Source organism: Brevibacterium sp. ZH18, assembly GCF_022748595.1.
Lineage (GTDB): Bacteria > Actinomycetota > Actinomycetes > Actinomycetales > Brevibacteriaceae > Brevibacterium.
The window spans coordinates 108,403-125,932 of sequence record NZ_JALDSX010000001.1 but is presented as its reverse complement, the minus strand read 5'-3'; the positions used below and the strand labels follow the sequence as shown (position 1 = coordinate 125,932).

Below are 17,530 nucleotides of genomic sequence, written 5' to 3'. Positions count from 1 at the left end.
ACGGGACCTGATGTTGGGAAAGATGAGCCGAGACGGTGCCGACGATCAGCTGTCCTCCGGCCAGTAGTGGCTGTCGGGCACACCGCGTCTGCCGAAGATGGCCTGTCCGACCCTGACGCAGTCGGATCCCTCTTCTATCGCGACTTCGAAGTCGCCGGACATCCCCATTGACAGTTTCCCGGGCCCGATGAGTTCGGGATCGGTCTCCACCGCCTGATCGCGCAGAGTGCGCAGACGCTGGAAGCAGGCACGGACACGGTCGGTGTCGGAAGAGAACACCGCCAGTGTCATCAGTCCTTGGACGTGCAGCGCCTCGTAGTGCCGAAGCTCTTCGAGGAAGGCGCTGAGCTCCTCAGGCGGGAGACCGAACTTCGAGTCCTCGGCAGAGGTGTTGACCTGGACGTAGACGTCGAGGCTGCGCCCTTCGGTCTGGAGTCGTCGCTCAAGTGCTGCGGCGACCTTGAGCCGGTCGAGGGCCTGGAACTCCGCGGCGAACGCCACGACGTCGCGGGCCTTGTTCGACTGCAGATGTCCGATCACAGACCAGCGAACGTCGAGGTCCGCCATCTCTGCGGACTTACGGTGGGCCTCCTGCACCTTGTTTTCGCCCAGCTTCCGGCAGCCTGCAGCCACGGCCAGGCGAATCCGGTCCTGGGGCACGGTCTTGCTCACGGGCAGGAGTTCGACCGCGGAACGGTCACGGCCCGCCCGCTCAACGGCGGAGGCGATGCGGCGCTCCACCTCGGCGAGGTTGGCCCGGAATTCCTCGACGGTCGCGGCCGTCAAGTACTCTTCATCGTGGTTGAGCCTGTCGTCGGGTTTCATATCCCCATCGTACTCAGCAGGTGTGCTCGAGGGGCCGTGGTGCTCAGGCCACGATCCGGTCCCGGCCGGCGGGGATCCTGTCCGTGAATTTCAGTGCATCGTCCCAGGCTGCGGCCAGCCGCGGACCGACCTCGTCCAGCTGCGCTTCGGCGACCGTGTACGGCAGTCTGATCCACCGGTCCAATCCCCCGGTCGGCGCGAAGTTCGGACCCGAGACCATGCCGAGTCCGTGGTTCCTCGCGGCGATGGCCAGGGCGCTCGAGCGTGCCTCGGGCAGATGGCACCACAGCGCCATGCCTCCTGTGGGGACGACGACCTGCCACGACGGCAGGTGCGCGCGCACCTGTGCGGCCAGACTGTCGCGTGCAGCTCTCAGCCGCGTCCGGTATTCGGCGACGATCGTGTCATGATCGCGCATCAGTTCGACGGCCACGAGCTGTTCGAGCACCGGCGCCCCGAGGTCGAGGCTGAGCCGACTGGCCGCCACCGCATCGACCCGGTGGGGCGGGATGCGCAGCCATCCGACACGGAGCCCGCCCCAGAAGATCTTGCTCGTGCTTCCCGCAGTGATCGCATCGGGTGCGAATGCGGCCATCGGGCTCGGACTGGGACCGCCGTCGAGTCCGAGTTCGACCAAGGACTCGTCGATGATCGGCGTCACGCCATTCCGCCGCAGCATGGCGGCGAGCTCACCGCGCTGGGCATCGGGCAGCAGTGCGCCTGTGGGGTTGTGGAAGTCGGGGATCAGGTAGGCGGCGGAGACCCGCGTCTGACGGCAGAGCTGGTCCATGGCGTCGATGTCCCAGTGATGACCGCTCGGACTCAGCTCGAGCGGATAGGAGACCAAGGAGGCCCCGGCGCCCTCCAAGGTGGCGATCGCATTCGGGTAGGTGGGACTCTCGATGAGGACCCGGCCCGAACGACGGATGAGCGCTCTGACAGCGATGGCCACTGCTCCGAAGGCGCCGGAGGTGACGAGGATCTGCTCGGGATCGGTGCGGACTCCACGGGCCGTGTAGCGGTCGGCGATGAGCTCTTTGAGCACGGGCAGTCCCGAGGGGTAGTAGCCGGTGCCCGGCAGGTAGGCGGGGACCTGCTCGACGGCGCGCTCGTAGGCGCCCATCAGCCACGGCGGTGCGACAGTGGCCGTGCAGCTGAGGTCGATCTCGGCCTCGTCGGCTCCCGCCGGGGTCAGCAGATGATCGATCCGACCACCGGGGACCTCGGGCAGCCGGACGACGCTGCCGGATCCGCGTCGGGTGATGACGAAGCCCTGATCCCGCAGCTTCGAGTAGGCCCGTGTGGTCGTGGTGCGTGAGAGGTCGATGGCCTGGGCCAGCTCGCGTTCGCTGGGAAGACGGGCTCCGACGGTGATCCGCCCGTCGCCGATGGCCCGGGAGATGGCCGAGGTCAGGGAGTCATAGGCGGGCCCAGGCCAGGGACCGGTGCCGATGATGGTCGCGAGCCTGGCTCCGCTCATCACAAGTGCGTTCATGGCGGCCTCTCCTCTGCCGGAACCGAGCCGGTCGATCCCGCGTCGTGGCGGCCGCGCACGGCCGACGGTGATATGACCACTTTGTTCCAATTGGCTATTTTATGCAAGGCCACTTCGAGGCATGATGGTGGTATCAGTCAGCACGAACCAGAAAGATCCACGATGTCATCGACGCCTGCGGCCAAACGCCAACTCGCGAATCTCGGCCCAATCCAGCAGCTGCGGGGCGGCCGCCTGCCACGCCGTCTGCCGCAGCTCATCCTCGGGCTCTATCTCTACGGAGCGTCGATGGCGATGATCGTGACGTCCGGGCTGGGCATGATGCCCTGGGACGTGCTGCATTCGGGCATCATCAAGCACGTGCCGCTGACCTTTGGAACGATCGTCACGATCACATCGTTCCTGGTCCTCCTCATCTGGATTCCGCTCAGGCAGCAGCCGGGACTCGGCACGATCCTCAATGCCCTCCTCATCGGCCCCTCGCTGGACCTCACACGTCTGTTCCTGCCCAAGCCCGAGGAGCTGGGCTGGAACATCGCGCTCCTGATCGGCGGAATCCTGCTCAACGGCGTCGCCTCGGCGATGTACATCGGATCGCAGTTCGGCCCCGGGCCCCGGGACGGTCTGATGACCGGCCTGTCCCGGGTCACCGGTCGCTCGATCCGCTTGGTGCGGACCCTCATCGAAGTCAGCGTCGTCGTCGTCGGCTGGCTGCTCGGAGGAGTGTTCGGCCTCGGCACGGCACTCTACGCCCTGGGGATCGGGCCCATCACACAGGCGCTGCTGCCGACGTTCACCGTCGAGATCAGCGGTCCCAAGCGGGACTGAACCACGGCGCTGCATGACTGGCCGGCTTCACTCCATCGAGTCGAGGATGTCCGTGAGGTCGTCGAAGGTCGTCAGCGGATTGACGATCGCGAAGCGGGCATTGGGCCGACCGTGGTGAGAGCTGGGAACGACGAAGGCACGCTGATCCTCGAGCAGCCTGTCCGACCATGTCTGATAGTCGGCACGGTCCCAGCCGTCGCGTTCGAAGACGACGACTGAGAGCTCGGGTTCGCGGACCAGCCGCAGGTTCGGACGCCGTTTGATCTCCGATCCGATCTGCATTGCCAGCTCGATCGAGTGGCCGATGGCCTCGCGATAGGTCTCGGCACCGTAGCTGGCCAGCGAATACCACAGAGGCAGTCCGCGGGGTCGCCGAGTCAGCTGGATGGCGTAGTCCGAGGGGCTCCACTCCTGGGAGTCGGTGAGCGTATCGAGGTATTCGGCGCGCTGAGTGTGCGCTCGCCGTCCCAGATTCGGATCGCGATAGATGAGCGCACAGGCGTCGAAAGGCGCGAACAGCCACTTGTGCGGATCGACGATGACGGAATCGGCGGATTCGACTCCGGCGAATTTGTGCCTGGCCAGCGGTGAGAGCATCGCGGCCAGACCATAGGCGCCGTCGATGTGGAGCCAGAAGTCGAAGTCGTCCTTGAGCGCGGCGATGCCTGCGATGTCATCGATGGTTCCGAAGTTCGTCGTCCCCGACGTCGCGACGACGGCGATGACTGCGTCGCCGTGCTCTTCGAGAGCAGCGCGCACGCCTTCTGGCCGCAGGATCCCGTCGTCGCCGGTGGCCACGGGTGCGACGTCGACGTCCATCACGTCAGCGGCCGAGGCGACCGAGGAATGCGCCTCGGCGCTGGCGATGATGACCCATCGCCCCGGGCGCTTGTCGTCGAGCTTCTCCTTCTGCGCATTGCGCGCGGCCACGAGCGCCGACAGGTTTCCGATGGTTCCGCCTTGGACGAATACTCCCCCGGCAGTCTCGGGCAGGCCGAATTCGCCGGCCAGCCATGACAGGACCTCGTTCTCGGCATGGACGACACCTGCACCCTCCAACCATGATCCTCCGTAGAGGGCACTTGCGGAGACCACGAGGTCGAAGGCCACCGCGGCCTTCGTCGGGGCGCTGGGGATGAACGACAGGTACTTCGGGTGGTCGGTGGTGATGCAGGCCGGAGCGAAGATGTGTTCGAAGATCGCCAAGGCCCGAGATGAGCCCACGCCCTCTTCGGTGATCGTAGGTCCGGCGAGGCGCTTGAGCTCGGTCTCCGTCGTCGGATGGTCCAGCGGAGTGTCGACGGCCAGGGTTCGCCGACGCGAGTAGTCGAGGACGAGGTTGACGAGATTGCGGGTCTCGTCGGACACGACGTGCATGCGGGAGTGGATGTTGTCGTTCATTGGACCCTCCGGGGTGTCATCGGTGGTGAAAGGTGATCTGTCCATCAGAACGAGACTAACTGCTCACGGACCCATCGTGGGAGTTCCGCGGCATCGGATCTCGCGATGGCTCCGCGATCAAGCTTGCGATGGTTCTGAGTTCTCATCAGAACTACTTGCGATTAGCTCTGTTCGAGGATAGGTTCGGGGCATGACCGCCAGCATCGATGCCCGGACCACAGCCGCACGCGCCAAGGATGCCGTTGCCGCCAGTGGACTCTCGCAGAGGAAGCTGGCTGAGATCATCGGGATCGACGAGACCAAGCTCTCGAAGTCTCTGTCCGGGCATCGCCGGTTCAGTGCGGCGGAGCTGTTGGGTCTGGCCACCGGAACCGGAGTCACAGTCAAGTGGCTGCTCGGCGACGAGTCTCAGGTCTCCGCCACCCCGGCGAAACTCAGGGATGGTGCCGCCGGTCCCGACTCCTCCGACCTCTCTCCTCGCAGACTCATCGTCGAGACAGCCTGGGATCTCTTCGCCCGACGCGGATACGACTCCGTGCGCATCGCCGACATCGCCGCGGCGGCTGGGACTTCGAGTGCCAGCGTCCACTATTACTTCTCCGCCAAGTCCGAGCTCTTCGATGCGACTCTCGACTATTCGGTCAAACTCGCCTTCGACCGGCAGATCGCGTGGCTCGATGAGATCCGCAGTCCGCGTCACCGACTCGAACGCCTCCTCGAACTGCAGTCGCCGATCGGTCGTACGGCCCGCAGCGAGTGGTCGATCTGGCTCCAGACCTGGAGCAGACTCGCTCTCGCGTCCTCCCCCGCAGGCGACTACCCTGCCGCCTATGACCGGTGGTCACGCACGGTCGCTACGACGATCGCCGACGGCCAGGCAACCGGGGATTTCCGGTCCGGGGACAGTGCCGCGATGGCCGACGAACTGACCTCGCTGCTCGACGGACTCGGAGTCAAGGTTCTCACCGGGGTCATGAACCTCCCCACTTTCCGGACCCGGCTCGCCGGCTACCTGGCCCGATCGATCCTCGCCCCGAACGCCGACCCAGCGCACGCCGACCCACCGAACGCCGACCCACCGCACACCGACCCACCGAACGCCGACCCAGCGCACGCCGACCCACCGCACACAGCCGATCCGAACCCTTTTGAGGAGTCACCATGAACCGAAAAGTCATTCTCACCTGCGCCGTCACCGGTGCCGGAGACACAGCAGGCAAGAGCGAGCACGTGCCCGTGACTCCGGAGGAGATCGCAAACGACGCGATCGCGGCGGCCAGGGCCGGTGCCTCTGTGGTCCACGTCCATGTCCGCGATCTTGAGACGAAGCAGGGGTCGCGGGAGGTCGCCCACTACCGGGAGGTCGTGCGCCGGATCCGCGCCTCAGACGTCGACCCGGTCATCAACCTCACGGCGGGCATGGGTGGTGACCTCATCATCGATCCACAGGATCCCACCACTCACATGCCCGGCACCGACCTCGTCAATGCCCTCGAGCGTCTGCCCCACGTTGAGGAGCTCCTGCCCGAGATCTGCACGATGGACTGCGGTTCACTCAACTTCGGTGAGGGTTCGAACCTCTACGTCTCGACCCCTGACATGCTGCGCGAGGGATCGAAGAAGATCCAGACGCTGGGGGTGCGACCCGAGCTCGAGATCTTCGACACCGGCAATCTGTGGTTCGCCAACGTCCTCGTCAAGGAGGGACTGATCGATCCCCCTCCCCTGTACCAGCTGTGCATGGGAATCCCGTACGGAGCTCCGGTGGATGCGGGTCTGCTGGCGGCAATGGTGGGTATGCTGCCGCCGGGAGCACAGTTCACGTCGTTCGCCATCGGCCGCAATCAGCTGCCGTGGGTCGCTCAGTCCGTGCTCGCCGGCGGTCATGCCCGAGTCGGCCTCGAGGACAACCTCTACCTGGCGAAGGGTGTCAAGGCCACGAACGCCTCCCTGACTGCGCGCGCGGTCGACATCATCGAGAGCCTCGGCGCCGAGGTGGCTACCCCGGATGAGGCGAGGCAGATCCTTGACCTGCGGGTCCAGACTCCCACCATCACCGAGGTGCACCTGTGAGCCCCGCAGAATCCACGTCCCGGCCAGCTGGATCCGCTTACCCCGACTTCGCGTCGATCGACACAGTCACCTGCATCGGGGCAGGCACCATCGGCGGTGGATGGGCCGCGTACTTCCTGGCCCGCGGGTTCACCGTGAAGGTCTGGGACCCCGCTCCCGACGCCGCTGAGAAGCTGACGCGCCTCATCGCTGCGGCCTGGCCTGCGCTGGCCGAGCTCGACATGGTCGAGGGCGCCGATAAGGATGCCTGGAGTGTGCACACCGACCTCGCCGAGGCGGTGGCCGGCACCGGGTTCGTCCAGGAGTCCGCGCCGGAGGACCTCGACCTCAAACGCAGCCTTCTGGCCGGCATCGATGCCGTCTGCGATTCGGATGTCGTGATCGGCTCCTCGACCTCGGGGTACTCGATGACTGAGATGGCGACCCAGGCGCACCATCCCGAACGTCTCGTCGTCGGACACCCCTTCAATCCGCCCTATCTGATTCCACTCGTCGAGGTCGTCGGCGGGCAGTCGACGTCCGCTGCGGCCGTCGAGTGGGCTGCAGGCTTCTATTCCCACATCGGCAAGTCCGTCATCCGGATGGATCGTGAAGTGCCGGGGTTCATCGCCAATCGGCTGCAGGAGGCGCAATGGCGCGAGGCTTTGCACATGATCGACCATGGTGAGGCGACGGTCGAGCAGATCGACCGGTCCATCACCGACGGTCCTGGTCTGCGCTGGCCGTTCCAGGGGCCGATGCTCACGTTCCACCTGGCCGGTGGCGAAGGCGGAATGGCGCATATGCTCGATCATTTCGGACCGTCCCTGAAGTCTCCATGGACCCGTTTGGAATCACCCGAGCTGACCCAAAGCCTGCGAGATGACGTGGTCGCGGGCTGCGACCTCGAGAGTGCGGATCGGTCGATTGCCGACCTCGTCGCTCAGCGTGATGCGGGGATCATCGCACTGCGCAGACTCACGCCTGACATCGCCTCAGTCCGTGCCTCAGCGAACGATGCTGCGCACGAAGGCTTCGACGATGTCCACGTTGCCGCCCGGACTGCCGGAGACGGCTCGGACCTGGACGCGGCACCCGTCGATCTGGACGTCTTCCGCTGCGAGGTGATCGAGGACTGGATCGACTACAACGGGCACATGTCTGAGGCCTACTATGTCCTGGTCTGCGGGTTCGCGACCGATCAGGTGATGAGCCAGCTGGGTCTCGACCGCGACTACCGGGCACAGACCTCGTGCTCGCTCTACACGGTCGAATCCCATATCCGCTACCTCGATGAGGTGTCCTTGGGAGCCCAGCTCGACATCACTCCGCTGCTCGTCTCCGCTGGTGCGAAGAAGCTGCACCTGGGTTATGAGGTCCGCGTCGGTGACCGGCTCGTGGCCACGGAGGAGATCATGGCCCTGCACGTCGACCAGAGCACGGATGCCGTGACCCCGTTCCCAACCGAGATCATGGACAGGATCGATCGCGTGCCAAGATGCGTCCCTGACTGGAGCGGGGGAACAGTAGGCTGACTCCCTCACGCACCAGCGGGGAGTGCGGACAGTCATCAGGAATCGAGAAGTCCGCGCCCTGGTTCGCCGACTATCCTTGAGCATCAGAGCCAACCGTCGCCAGCACCAGTGAACAGGGACAGACCATGAGCAAGAGCACCGCAGCCACCGCCTCGGCGATCGAATTCTTCGCACCTGCGAAGGTCATCAACGACAGGCCGATCCTGCACCTGCCGCCAGAGGCCAGCGCCGAGCTTCCCTCACGTGGTCAGGTTGCTGTTCGGGCGACGGCGAACGGCATCGATTTCACCACGGTCATCGAACCCGACGGCATGCGCGGACACTGGATCAATGTCGATGAGAACCTGTGGGCTGAACTGGGTGTGAGCGAATCGGAATCAGTGGCTCTCAAGCTGATTCCGACGAAGGAATGGCCGGAGACCGACATCCCCGACGATTTCCGCGCAGCTCTCGACGACGCCCCTGACCTCACCGAGGTGTGGGCCGGCCTGACGCCGATGGCGCGTTGGGAGTGGGTGCGCTGGATCCGGGCCACGAGGAACGCCGATACGCGTGCCCGCCGTGTGCGGGTGGCGATCTCGAAGCTCGAGAACGGCAAGCGCCGTCCGTGCTGCTTCGACCTGTCCTCGTGCACGGATCCGGAGCTGTCGAAGAGCGGAAAGCTGCTCGGCATCTCCTGATCCCGACCGGGATCGCCCTCAGGCCGGGTTCGGTCGCCGGGGGTGAACGGTCAGCGTCATCAGCGCGCCAACGACCGACACGATCGCCGCGGCTGCGAAGAGCAGCCAGAACCCTCCGACGAGTGCGACCAATCCGGCTCCGAGCAGAGGGCCGACGAGCTGCCCCAGGGCCGCCGAGTTGTTCACCATGCTCAGGTCCCGGGCGTGGTCATCGGGGTCGAGCAGCAGATCGGTGCCGAACGCCAGGCTCACCGCCATGTACGCGCCGTAGCCGGTTCCCATGACTGCCGCTGCGATGGCTGTGGTCGTGTACTCCGGGCTGATGAGGATGATCACACCTGATGCCGCCTGGACCAGCGCCGAGGCGATCGTCCAGACCCGTCTGTTGCCTGTCCGGTCGGAGATCGTGCCGATGACGATGGAGGAGATGACGACGAAGATCGTGTAGATGACGATGAGGATGAGCAGTTTGTCTTCGGCTCCGTCGGCGGGGACTTTGATTCCGTAGAGGAGGAAGAAGAGCAGCAGCGAGGTCCCCAGCGCGTTGCCGACGTTGACGACGAAGCGGCTGATGAGCAGCCAGGCGAAACTGTGGTCGAGCAGTGAGGAGATCCGAGCACCCGTGATCGGCTGCCGTCCCACGTGCAGACTCACGATCCGCGGATGGGTGGGAGTAGGGTCGGGCAGGAGCAGTGATGTGCCGATCCCGATGACGGTGATGATCCCGGCCAGGAGCGCGTAGGAAGCACCGAGGCCCAGTCCCAACAGCACGACTGCGCCGACCCCGACGACGATGCCCACGGCCTGAGCCGAACTCGCCGCTGCCGAGGCTGCACCCCTCTGCGTGTTGAGCTGGTCGGCGATGAGGGCGGTCAGCGCGGCCGAGGCCACGGACACACCGATCGACACCACGATCCAGGCCCCGCCGACCAGCAGGGGGCCGTGGGCGATGCCTGTGAGCAGGAGTCCGAGGCCAGCGCACAGCGAACCGCCGATGGCCCATGGACGGCGACGGCCGAACCGCGAACGTGTGCGGTCGGAGAGTCGTCCGGCGAGCGGGGCCACGATGATTCCGGCCAGCCCGCCGGCCGAGAGCACGACGCCTGACCAGACGACACCGGAGATCCAGCCCTCGCTCTCGGTGTCGAGCTGAAGCGGGAGCAGGAGCTGGATGGGGGTGAGCTGAACGGTCCAGATGGCCAGCCAGGCGAGGGTGAACCACACCATCCACCACGGTCCGACGCGCGCACTCGTCTGCAGAGATCCGCTGGGCCCTCCTGCTTTCGCCCCCGGTGCGCGCTTCATGCCCGTGCCGCGCAGATGAGGTCCCGATACCATGCGTACGAGGCTTTCGGCGTCCGCGTGCCGGTGTCCATGTCCACGTGGACGAGTCCGAAGCGCTGGGTGAAGCCCTCGGCCCACTCGAAGTTGTCGAGCAGCGACCAGACCGTATAGCCCTCGATGCGCACGCCGGCCGTCATCGCTTCGGCAACGGCGCCGAGGTGGTCGTGCAGGTAGGCGATCCGCGCGTCGTCGTCGATCGGTGCGGTGCAGGCGTCCGGCTCGGGGAACGAGGCGCCGTTCTCTGAGATCACGATCGGCGGCAGAGCCTGACCGTAGCGGCTGCTCAGATCGATGAGGAAGTCCCGCAGCGTGTCGGGGCGGATCGGCCACAGGGGGCCGAAGCCCGTCGTCGCTGCGCCGGGCGTGGCCACCATGTCGAAGGGCAGCGGGCCGTCGGCGACGGCGCGCACCGTGGTCGGGTTGTAGTAGTTGAGCCCATAGGCATCACACGGGGTCGAGATCACTTCCATGTCTCCGTCGCGAATCGGCATCTCGACCCCGAACGGTTCGAGGTCAGGGTAGGCGCCCACCAGCAGCGGTTCCGCGAAGAGCCGGTTGAAGAGGAGGTCGAGGGCTCCCGCCGCCGCCATGTCCGCCTCTGCGTCGGTCTCGGGTAGGACCAGACTGTGATTGACCGCCGGTGCCACCTGCTCGGCGCCGTGGTCTCGCAGGATGCGCGCTGCAGTGCCGTGTGCCAGAAGCTGATGGTGGACGGTGGGGAGGGCGGCGAAGAGCATGGTGTGACCGGGTGCCAGTTCCCCAAGAGCGTAACCCTGCAGTGAGGTCGAGGCGGGTTCGTTGATCGTGTACCAGTGTCGGACCCGATCGCCGAGGCGCTCTGCGACGACTTCGACGTATTCGCCGAAGCGGGAGACCGTGTCACGGGTGAGCCATCCGCTCGCGGCCTCGAGGCCGGGCCGGAAGGTCCCAATGGTAGAGCGTCGGTTCAGGCGTGATGCCTGCCTCCAGCAGCCCGTCGACGAGTCGGTCGTAGTAGTCGAGTCCGGCGGGGTTGACTTCGGTGCTCGTCAGAGCGTCGGGGATGATCCTCACCCATGACAGCGAAAACCGATATCTGTCGACGCCGAGACCCGCCAACAGCGACACGTCCTCGTCGCTGCGGTGATAGCTGTCAGGTCCCGGGTCGGCGGTGGATCCGTCGACGACAGCTCCGGGCATGTCGACGAAGTCGTCCCAGATCGATTCTCCGCGACCATCCTCGGTCCTGGCGCCTTCGATCTGAAAGGCCGCAGTGGCGGCGGAGAATCGCAGCTGACGCAGCTGCTGTGGATCGAACGTCAATGTCCCCGGCATGAATACCCCTTCGTATCTGTGAACAGCACGAGACGATCACAGTCGTCGTGCGCTGTCTGCCACGATCAGAATATGCCATGACCAGGGATGTTGTGACGTCAAGCAGTCGAGTCGCCGGCGATCGTCCAGGGTATCCAGATGAGGGGAATCTGCAGCGGCAGACGAGCAAGAGCGATCGCGCGGCCCTTCGGGCTGTGCCAGTGCTTCTTCACGGTGTAGATGTTCGCTGGGTAGACCCCGATCATCAGCGCGGTCATGGCCGTTCCGCCCGCACGGCGGGTGGCGGGGGCTGCGAGAAGTGCGGCACAGCCGAGTTCGGCGACTCCGCTGGCATAGGTCCACTTGCGGGCGCTGCCCAGCTGAGGCGGAACGATGGAGTCGAAGAACCGGGGCTTGAGGAAATGTGCGGCCCCGGCGAGTCCGAGGATCCCGATCATGGCTACTGTCCGAGCTTTCACGTTGAAATCACCTCGGCGAATATGTCGTCTGTGGAGCTTAGGGGAATCGAACCCCTGACCTTTTCATTGCGAACGAAACGCTCTACCAACTGAGCTAAAGCCCCTTGCGGATCCCACTTTACGCCGAAGTCCCCGTCCTGCACAAAATGGACACAACGACTCCCACCTGCGGTTGACTCACCCGCGGACTCGGTACAGGCTGGGAGAAATCCCCTCGAGGAAGGACAAGGCAATGGCCGAAGAATTCGGAACTGTCATCATCGGAGCAGGCATCGGCGGCGGCACCGTGGTCGAGGCGCTCCGGGAGGCCGGATACGCCGCGTCGATCGCTCTCATCGGCGCCGATCCAGCGGCTCCCTACTACCGTCCGGATCTGTCCAAGAAGGTCATGCTCGAGGGCAGTGATCCTGCCGAGTCGGCTCTGCGCGGCGAGGATTGGTACGCCGCTCATGACGTGACCACCCGCTTCGGCACGACGGTGACCGCGCTCGACGCGAAGAACCGGACGCTGACTCTCGACGACGGTGAGACCGTGACCTATGGTCAGGCGATCCTGGCCACCGGATCCACACCGAGAGTCCTCGACGTGCCCGGTGCCGATCTGGGAAACATCCACACTCTGCGTGATGCTGGAGACGCCGTGGCGATCCGCTCACAGTTCGGCCAGGGCAAGAAGGTCGTGATCATCGGCGGCGGCTGGATCGGCCTCGAGGTCGCAGCAGCCGCGAGCACGAACGGCTGTGATGTCACGGTCGTCCTGCACTCCACTCCCCCGCTGCGGGCAGCCTTGGGCGACGAGATCGGCGAATACTTCCAGGACCTGCACGAGAAGAACGGCGTGGAATTCCGCACCAACGTCGAAACCACCGGATTCACCGGCGACAAAGCCGTCGACACCGTGCAGACCAGCGCCGGCGACATTCCCGCGGACCTCGTCGTCGTGGGGATCGGCGCGGATCCGACCATCGACCTGGCCACAGCCGCCGGCCTGACCACGGACAACGGGGTCGTCGTCGATGAGAACATGCGCACGAGCGAACAGAACATCTTCGCCATCGGCGACATCGCCGCGGCTCAGAACACTCTCCTCGATGAGCGTCTGCGCGTCGAGCACTGGGACAACGCCGTGCGGCAGGCGGAGGTCGCTGCGGCCACCATCTCTGGTGGGGCGAAGGAATACGATTGGCAACCCTACTTCTACACGGACCAGTTCGACCTCGGCATGGAATACGTCGGACACGGTTCGGGCGACGATGATGTGGTCATCCGCGGCGACAAGTCGAGCGGCGAATTCCTCGTGTTCTGGACCCGCGGCGGCACCGTCACCGCGGCCATGAACGTCAACGTCTGGGACTGCAGCGACGAGTTGCGGGCGCTTGTGGGAAAGAGCGTCTCGGCGGCGCGCCTGCAGGACGAGTCTGTTCCCGTCGGCGAACTCTGATTCTCGTCTGAGTCGACTCAGTCGTGGAATCGCTCTTCGCCGACGAAGCCTTCGACCGGGCACCGAGGGTCGTCGCCGATGGCGCGGTCTGGCTGCCCGGATTTCTCGACGAGGCGGCCCAGGCATGGATCATCCGCCAGTACCGACAGTGGCAGTCAGGTCCCGTGCCCGCCCACGCGACCACGATCGCCGGACATCCGATGAGTGTTCAGACCATCGGACTCGGCTGGCACTGGCAGCCGGGTCGCTACGACCGTCGTGCCCGTGATGTCAACAACGCCCGGGTGCTCGACTTCCCTGACTGGATGACCCGGCTGGGTCGACAGGTCATCGCCGAGGCCGCCGAGGTGGCAGCGGCCGACCCGCAGTTCCCCTCCGGTGACGAGCGAGCTTGGGGACTGGATGCCGAGGACTACCGTCCGGATGTCGCACTCGTGAACTACTACGACTCGTCCGCCAAGATGGGCATGCATCAGGACAAGGACGAATTCGATCCGGCTCCGGTCGTCTCACTGTCGATCGGTGATACCTGCATCTTCAGATTCGGCAACACGGTCAACCGCAACAGACCCTATGAGGACATCCGACTTGCCTCCGGCGATGCCTTCGTCTTCGGCGGACCTGCCCGCTTCGCCTATCACGGGGTGACGTCGATCCAACCGGCCACGGCGCCTGAACACGGCAGGCTGGACCACCTCGGCGGGGGCAGGATCAACATCACGATGCGAACGACTGGCAGGGCCTAGTCGGACAGATACTCACCGACTGGTGACACTGGCGCTCAGGTGAAAAGGCTCTGCCCGATGTATCCGCCCTCTTGAACTCCCGGAGGGACTGCGAAGAGCCCTGAACCGGTGTGCACAAGATACTCGCTCAGCGCGTCTTGGGCGGCGAGGCGGTTCTGCATCGGAACGTAGTCGGTCTCCGGGTCGGCGACGAACGCGATGAAGAACAGACCAGCGTCGAGGTTCCCCCTGGTGTCAGCACCATCCGCGTAGTTGTAGCCGCGGCGCAGGATCCGCACACCATTGTTCTGGCTCGGATGGGCCAGACGAACATGCGAATCGACGGGGATGATCGGCTGGTTGCCGGACCCCGCCATCGAGAAATCGGGAGTGGCGAACTCGTCGCCTCCCGACAGCGGTGCTCCATCGACCTTCGTACGACCGAAGATCTGCTCCTGACCGTCGAGGCTCTCGCGGTCCCACGTCTCGATGTGCATTCTGATCCGACGGGCCACGAGGTAGCTGCCGCCCTCCATCCAGGATCCGTCCCTGACCCAGATGTGCTCGTCGAGGGCCTTCGACTCATCCGATCGGACGTTCGCGGTGCCATCCTTGAACCCGAACAGGTTGCGCGGGGTCTCCTGGTCCGGTGACGTCGAGGCAGTCCGGCCGAACCCGAGCTGCATCCACCGTGTCGAGACTGTGCCGAATCCCATCCTGATGAGATTGCGGACCGCGTGCACGGCCACCTGCGGGTCGTCTGCACAGGCTTGGATGCACAGATCGCCGCCGACGCGGCTATCCTCGAGCTGGTCACCGGGAAAGTGCGGGAACTCGATGAGCCCCTCCGGCAGCCGGTCGGCGATGCTGAAGCGGTCCATGCCGTCAGCGTCGCGGAATAGGCTGCGTCCGAAGCCGATGGTGATGGTGAGATGGCCGGCGCTGAGCCCCTGTGCCTCGCCAGTGTCGATGGGAGGGGCCATCCGTGAGCCGCCGCCGACTCCGTCGGGGACAACAGGCAGGCCCTGGCTGAGGTTGGCCGCCGCCTTCGTCCACTTCTGGAGCAGATCGACGAGTTCGTTCCGGTCGGAGGTGAGCACGTTGATCGCGGCGAAGCACATTCTGTCCTGGGCCTCGGTGACGATTCCGGCCTGGTGCTCACCGTAGAAGTCGACGACGTCCGATTCCGCTCCGACTGCCTCGGCGACGCTGTCGTGCCCGAAGTACCCCGCCGCGGCTCCTGCTGCCAGGGTTCCCGCACCGACTCCGAACAGTGCCCGACGGGACACGCCTGGACGATCTGCCATCAGCCCACCACTTTTTCCGTCAGCGTCGACAGCGGCTCTGACAGGGCATTGACGGAATCGGCGAGCTCTTTGATCTCCTTCTTGCTCAGATCGGTGTACAGAACGAAGCCATCGCCGTCCTTGTGCTTGTCAAGGAGCTTCTGCAGGTCATCGAAACGGGTCTTCAGTGTGGCGTCGAGCTCTTTGTCGCGGGTCGCCAGCAGTGGCTGCAGATCCTCGTAGGCGATTCGGGCACCGTCGACATTGGCCTGGAAGTCCCAGAGATCGGTGTGCGACCAGATCTCCTCCTCGCCGGTGACCTTGCCGGTGGCGACTTCGTTGAGGAGTTCCTTCGCGCCGTTGGAGAGCTGGTCGGGAGTGAAGGTGATGTCGCGGGTGCGATCGAAGAGGACCTTCGTGTCCGAGACGAGCAGGTCGGCGTATTTCTTTCGATCCGCGTCACTGAGCGCCGTGTAACTGTCTTTCGGCGGCCACAGATCCTTCTCGAGCAGGTGCCAACCGGTCCACTCCTGCCCGTCCACCAGGTCGGCCTCACGCAGGTCGAGCTTCGGGTCGATATCGCCAAACGACTCAGCCACGGGTTCGATCCGCTCCCAGTGCATGCGCACGGAGGCGTAGAGCTTACGTGCCTCGGCGTCGTCGCCGTCCTTGTACGCCTGGGCGAACTTCTCGGTTCCGGACTGCAGCTGTTCAGTCTGATCCTTGACATAGGAGGCGTACTGCGTCGTCGCCTGATCGGCGAGCTGGGAGTCCTCGGCGGCGACCTCTGTCCCGCCCTCGGACTTCGTGACCGTGAAATCTCCGCGGATGCCGTCGCCGACCATCCCCGGCTTGCAGGCGGTGAAGTACTTGCCCTCGGGAGCCGTCACTGTCAGGGACCGGTTGAGTCCGGGGGCGATGTTCTCGACCTCACCGATGATGCGCAGCCCGTCTTCGCCGAGGAGGTAGAACTCTGTGACTTTCAATCCGTCGTTTGTGACGTCGAACTTCAGCGTGCCCGCCGGAGCCTTCTCTGCCGAGACATCGCATTTGTCGTCGGTGCTCGAGACGGTGATCGAACCGTCGCCGGACTTCTGATTCGGCTCGCAGCCGGTCAGCAGCAGCACTCCTCCCAGAGCGGCGGCTGTCAGCACTGTCGTGGTACTACGCGTGAGGGTCATGGAGTTCCTTGTGGATATGTCCGCATGCGGCGGGTTCGGTTGGGCGATCGCCGTCAGCGGCGATCGGAGACTGTCTGCGCTGGCTTCGTTGACGATGCGCGCAGACCGCGGATGAACAGGGTGCCGACGATGATGACGTAGAGCCACCACACGGTGAACTCGACCCAGGTCGTCGCCGGGGAGAAGTTGAAGACGCCTTTGAGCAGTACCCCGTACCAGCTGGTGGGAGGGATCGCTGCGGTGAAGTCGAAAGCCAGTGAATGCAGGCCGGGGATGACGCCGGCTTCCTGAAGGTCGTGGAAGCCGTAGGCGAGGACGCCTGCGGCGACGATGACGAGGAACCCGCCCGTGTACTTGAAGAACGCCGCGAGGTTGAGGCGGAGGAGCCCTTTGGAGATCAGCCAGGCAAGGGCGATGGCGACGAGAATGCCGACGACCGCGGCGGCAGTCAGTCCCAGCGCGGAGGTGGTCGCCGAGGTGTTGGCACGGGTCGCCGCCCAGAGGAACAGTGCGGTTTCGAGTCCTTCGCGTCCGACGGAGATCGCGCCGAGGGCGACGAGACCGATCAGCGGTCCCTCGAGTGCCTTGTCAGTGGCGGCATGGAGCTCGCGGCCGAGGTTCTTCGACGTCCGTGCCATCCAGAAGATCATCCAGGTGACGAAGCCGACGGCGATGATCGAGAGGCTGCCGCCGATGAATTCCTGCGCTTCAAAGGTCAGCGTCGACGGGCCGAAGGTGAGCAGCGCGCCGAAGCCGAGGGCGACGAGGATGGCTGCAGCGATCCCGACCCACATGGCTCGAACCTCGCGTGTGCGCCCGATCTTGTGGAGGTATCCGATGAGGATGCTCACGATCAGCGCGGCTTCGAGGCCCTCGCGCAGGCCGATGAGGAACGTCTGGAACATGGGGTGCTTTCTGGTGCGAACCGGTGTCGCTGTGTGCGGCTCGCTCATATTAGCATAGGA

Annotated in this window: 17 protein-coding genes and 1 tRNA gene; 7 read left to right on the top strand and 11 right to left on the bottom strand. The window is 65.1% G+C overall.

Annotation, left to right across the window (positions count from 1 at the left end; genetic code table 11):
* Nucleotides 1–45: 45 nt before the first annotated feature.
* Together MPN20_RS00585 and MPN20_RS00580 are read right to left on the bottom strand one after the other, a co-directional pair.
* Nucleotides 46–825 carry a YggS family pyridoxal phosphate-dependent enzyme gene (locus MPN20_RS00585; RefSeq protein ID WP_242778093.1) on the bottom strand — a complete coding sequence of 260 codons (780 nt, stop codon included), beginning with the start codon at nucleotides 823–825 and terminating at the stop codon, nucleotides 46–48.
* A gap of 43 nt (nucleotides 826–868) precedes the next feature.
* Nucleotides 869–2,320: a PLP-dependent aminotransferase family protein gene (locus tag MPN20_RS00580; RefSeq protein ID WP_242778090.1), complete on the bottom strand. Its 1,452-nt coding sequence runs from the start codon at nucleotides 2,318–2,320 to the stop codon at nucleotides 869–871.
* 162 nt (nucleotides 2,321–2,482) lie between these two features.
* Here MPN20_RS00580 and MPN20_RS00575 point away from each other — a divergent pair, with 162 nt between their 5' ends.
* Nucleotides 2,483–3,148 (top strand): hypothetical protein, encoded by a 666-nt coding sequence (locus MPN20_RS00575; RefSeq protein ID WP_242778087.1) that lies wholly within the window; start codon nucleotides 2,483–2,485, stop codon nucleotides 3,146–3,148.
* Nucleotides 3,149–3,175: 27 nt separating this feature from the next.
* On the opposite strand, the gene MPN20_RS00570 is transcribed toward MPN20_RS00575, so the two are convergent.
* The gene (locus MPN20_RS00570; protein WP_242778229.1) at nucleotides 3,176–4,549 is read right to left on the bottom strand and encodes an aminotransferase class V-fold PLP-dependent enzyme; all 1,374 of its coding nucleotides are present in this window, start codon (nucleotides 4,547–4,549) and stop codon (nucleotides 3,176–3,178) included.
* A gap of 190 nt (nucleotides 4,550–4,739) precedes the next feature.
* On the opposite strand from MPN20_RS00570, the gene MPN20_RS00565 reads away from it, so the two are divergent.
* The 4 genes from MPN20_RS00565 (at nucleotide 4,740) to MPN20_RS00550 (ending at nucleotide 8,816) form a co-directional block, all read left to right on the top strand.
* A complete protein-coding gene (locus MPN20_RS00565) occupies nucleotides 4,740–5,714 on the top strand; it encodes a TetR/AcrR family transcriptional regulator (protein WP_242778084.1) in 975 nt (324 codons plus the stop codon).
* Nucleotides 5,711–6,622, top strand: a complete 912-nt coding sequence (locus tag MPN20_RS00560) for a 3-keto-5-aminohexanoate cleavage protein (protein ID WP_242778082.1) — start codon at nucleotides 5,711–5,713, stop codon at nucleotides 6,620–6,622. Before MPN20_RS00565 ends, MPN20_RS00560 begins: the two co-directional genes overlap by 4 nt.
* Complete coding sequence (locus MPN20_RS17435; protein ID WP_242778079.1) at nucleotides 6,619–8,136, top strand: 3-hydroxyacyl-CoA dehydrogenase NAD-binding domain-containing protein; 1,518 nt, start codon at nucleotides 6,619–6,621, stop codon at nucleotides 8,134–8,136. The genes MPN20_RS00560 and MPN20_RS17435 overlap by 4 nt, the downstream gene beginning before the upstream one ends.
* 125 nt (nucleotides 8,137–8,261) lie before the next feature.
* Nucleotides 8,262–8,816 carry a YdeI/OmpD-associated family protein gene (locus tag MPN20_RS00550; protein ID WP_242778077.1) on the top strand — a complete coding sequence of 185 codons (555 nt, stop codon included), beginning with the start codon at nucleotides 8,262–8,264 and terminating at the stop codon, nucleotides 8,814–8,816.
* Between the two features lie 18 nt (nucleotides 8,817–8,834).
* Here the strand turns inward: MPN20_RS00550 and MPN20_RS00545 are convergent, their stop codons facing one another.
* From MPN20_RS00545 to MPN20_RS00530, 5 genes are all read right to left on the bottom strand, one after another.
* On the bottom strand, nucleotides 8,835–10,154 hold the full coding sequence (locus MPN20_RS00545) for an MFS transporter (protein ID WP_242778074.1): 1,320 nt from the start codon (nucleotides 10,152–10,154) through the stop codon (nucleotides 8,835–8,837).
* Nucleotides 10,118–11,092 (bottom strand): family 1 glycosylhydrolase, encoded by a 975-nt coding sequence (locus MPN20_RS00540; protein WP_347566781.1) that lies wholly within the window; start codon nucleotides 11,090–11,092, stop codon nucleotides 10,118–10,120. Before MPN20_RS00540 ends, MPN20_RS00545 begins: the two co-directional genes overlap by 37 nt.
* On the bottom strand, nucleotides 11,040–11,474 hold the full coding sequence (locus MPN20_RS17230; RefSeq protein ID WP_278189534.1) for a family 1 glycosylhydrolase: 435 nt from the start codon (nucleotides 11,472–11,474) through the stop codon (nucleotides 11,040–11,042). Before MPN20_RS17230 ends, MPN20_RS00540 begins: the two co-directional genes overlap by 53 nt.
* 98 nt (nucleotides 11,475–11,572) lie before the next feature.
* Nucleotides 11,573–11,932 (bottom strand): hypothetical protein, encoded by a 360-nt coding sequence (locus MPN20_RS00535; protein ID WP_347566779.1) that lies wholly within the window; start codon nucleotides 11,930–11,932, stop codon nucleotides 11,573–11,575.
* A 31-nt stretch (nucleotides 11,933–11,963) separates the two neighbouring features.
* Nucleotides 11,964–12,036, bottom strand: a tRNA-Ala gene (locus tag MPN20_RS00530).
* A gap of 128 nt (nucleotides 12,037–12,164) precedes the next feature.
* Here MPN20_RS00530 and MPN20_RS00525 point away from each other — a divergent pair.
* Nucleotides 12,165–13,373, top strand: a complete 1,209-nt coding sequence (locus tag MPN20_RS00525) for an FAD-dependent oxidoreductase (protein ID WP_242778070.1) — start codon at nucleotides 12,165–12,167, stop codon at nucleotides 13,371–13,373.
* Nucleotides 13,374–13,396: 23 nt separating this feature from the next.
* The gene (locus MPN20_RS00520) at nucleotides 13,397–14,119 is read left to right on the top strand and encodes an alpha-ketoglutarate-dependent dioxygenase AlkB (RefSeq protein WP_242778067.1); all 723 of its coding nucleotides are present in this window, start codon (nucleotides 13,397–13,399) and stop codon (nucleotides 14,117–14,119) included.
* A gap of 35 nt (nucleotides 14,120–14,154) precedes the next feature.
* Here the strand turns inward: MPN20_RS00520 and efeB are convergent, their stop codons facing one another.
* The 3 genes from efeB to efeU are packed head-to-tail and all read right to left on the bottom strand — an operon-like array spanning nucleotide 14,155 to nucleotide 17,470.
* The gene (gene efeB, locus MPN20_RS00515; protein WP_242778064.1) at nucleotides 14,155–15,405 is read right to left on the bottom strand and encodes an iron uptake transporter deferrochelatase/peroxidase subunit; all 1,251 of its coding nucleotides are present in this window, start codon (nucleotides 15,403–15,405) and stop codon (nucleotides 14,155–14,157) included.
* A complete protein-coding gene (efeO, locus tag MPN20_RS00510; RefSeq protein WP_242778061.1) occupies nucleotides 15,405–16,565 on the bottom strand; it encodes an iron uptake system protein EfeO in 1,161 nt (386 codons plus the stop codon). The genes efeB and efeO overlap by 1 nt, the downstream gene beginning before the upstream one ends.
* Nucleotides 16,566–16,618: 53 nt before the next feature.
* A complete protein-coding gene (efeU, locus tag MPN20_RS00505) occupies nucleotides 16,619–17,470 on the bottom strand; it encodes an iron uptake transporter permease EfeU (RefSeq protein ID WP_242778058.1) in 852 nt (283 codons plus the stop codon).
* Nucleotides 17,471–17,530: the final 60 nt, after the last annotated feature.

Coding starts and splice junctions, on each gene's coding strand:
- MPN20_RS00585 (WP_242778093.1), bottom strand. CDS start 825: ATGAAACCCGACGACAGGCTCAACCACGATGAAGAGTACTTGACGGCC.
- MPN20_RS00580 (WP_242778090.1), bottom strand. CDS start 2,320: ATGAACGCACTTGTGATGAGCGGAGCCAGGCTCGCGACCATCATCGGC.
- MPN20_RS00575 (WP_242778087.1), top strand. CDS start 2,483: ATGTCATCGACGCCTGCGGCCAAACGCCAACTCGCGAATCTCGGCCCA.
- MPN20_RS00570 (WP_242778229.1), bottom strand. CDS start 4,549: ATGAACGACAACATCCACTCCCGCATGCACGTCGTGTCCGACGAGACC.
- MPN20_RS00565 (WP_242778084.1), top strand. CDS start 4,740: ATGACCGCCAGCATCGATGCCCGGACCACAGCCGCACGCGCCAAGGAT.
- MPN20_RS00560 (WP_242778082.1), top strand. CDS start 5,711: ATGAACCGAAAAGTCATTCTCACCTGCGCCGTCACCGGTGCCGGAGAC.
- MPN20_RS00550 (WP_242778077.1), top strand. CDS start 8,262: ATGAGCAAGAGCACCGCAGCCACCGCCTCGGCGATCGAATTCTTCGCA.
- MPN20_RS00545 (WP_242778074.1), bottom strand. CDS start 10,154: ATGGTATCGGGACCTCATCTGCGCGGCACGGGCATGAAGCGCGCACCG.
- MPN20_RS17230 (WP_278189534.1), bottom strand. CDS start 11,474: ATGCCGGGGACATTGACGTTCGATCCACAGCAGCTGCGTCAGCTGCGA.
- MPN20_RS00525 (WP_242778070.1), top strand. CDS start 12,165: ATGGCCGAAGAATTCGGAACTGTCATCATCGGAGCAGGCATCGGCGGC.
- efeB (WP_242778064.1), bottom strand. CDS start 15,405: ATGGCAGATCGTCCAGGCGTGTCCCGTCGGGCACTGTTCGGAGTCGGT.
- efeO (WP_242778061.1), bottom strand. CDS start 16,565: ATGACCCTCACGCGTAGTACCACGACAGTGCTGACAGCCGCCGCTCTG.
- efeU (WP_242778058.1), bottom strand. CDS start 17,470: ATGTTCCAGACGTTCCTCATCGGCCTGCGCGAGGGCCTCGAAGCCGCG.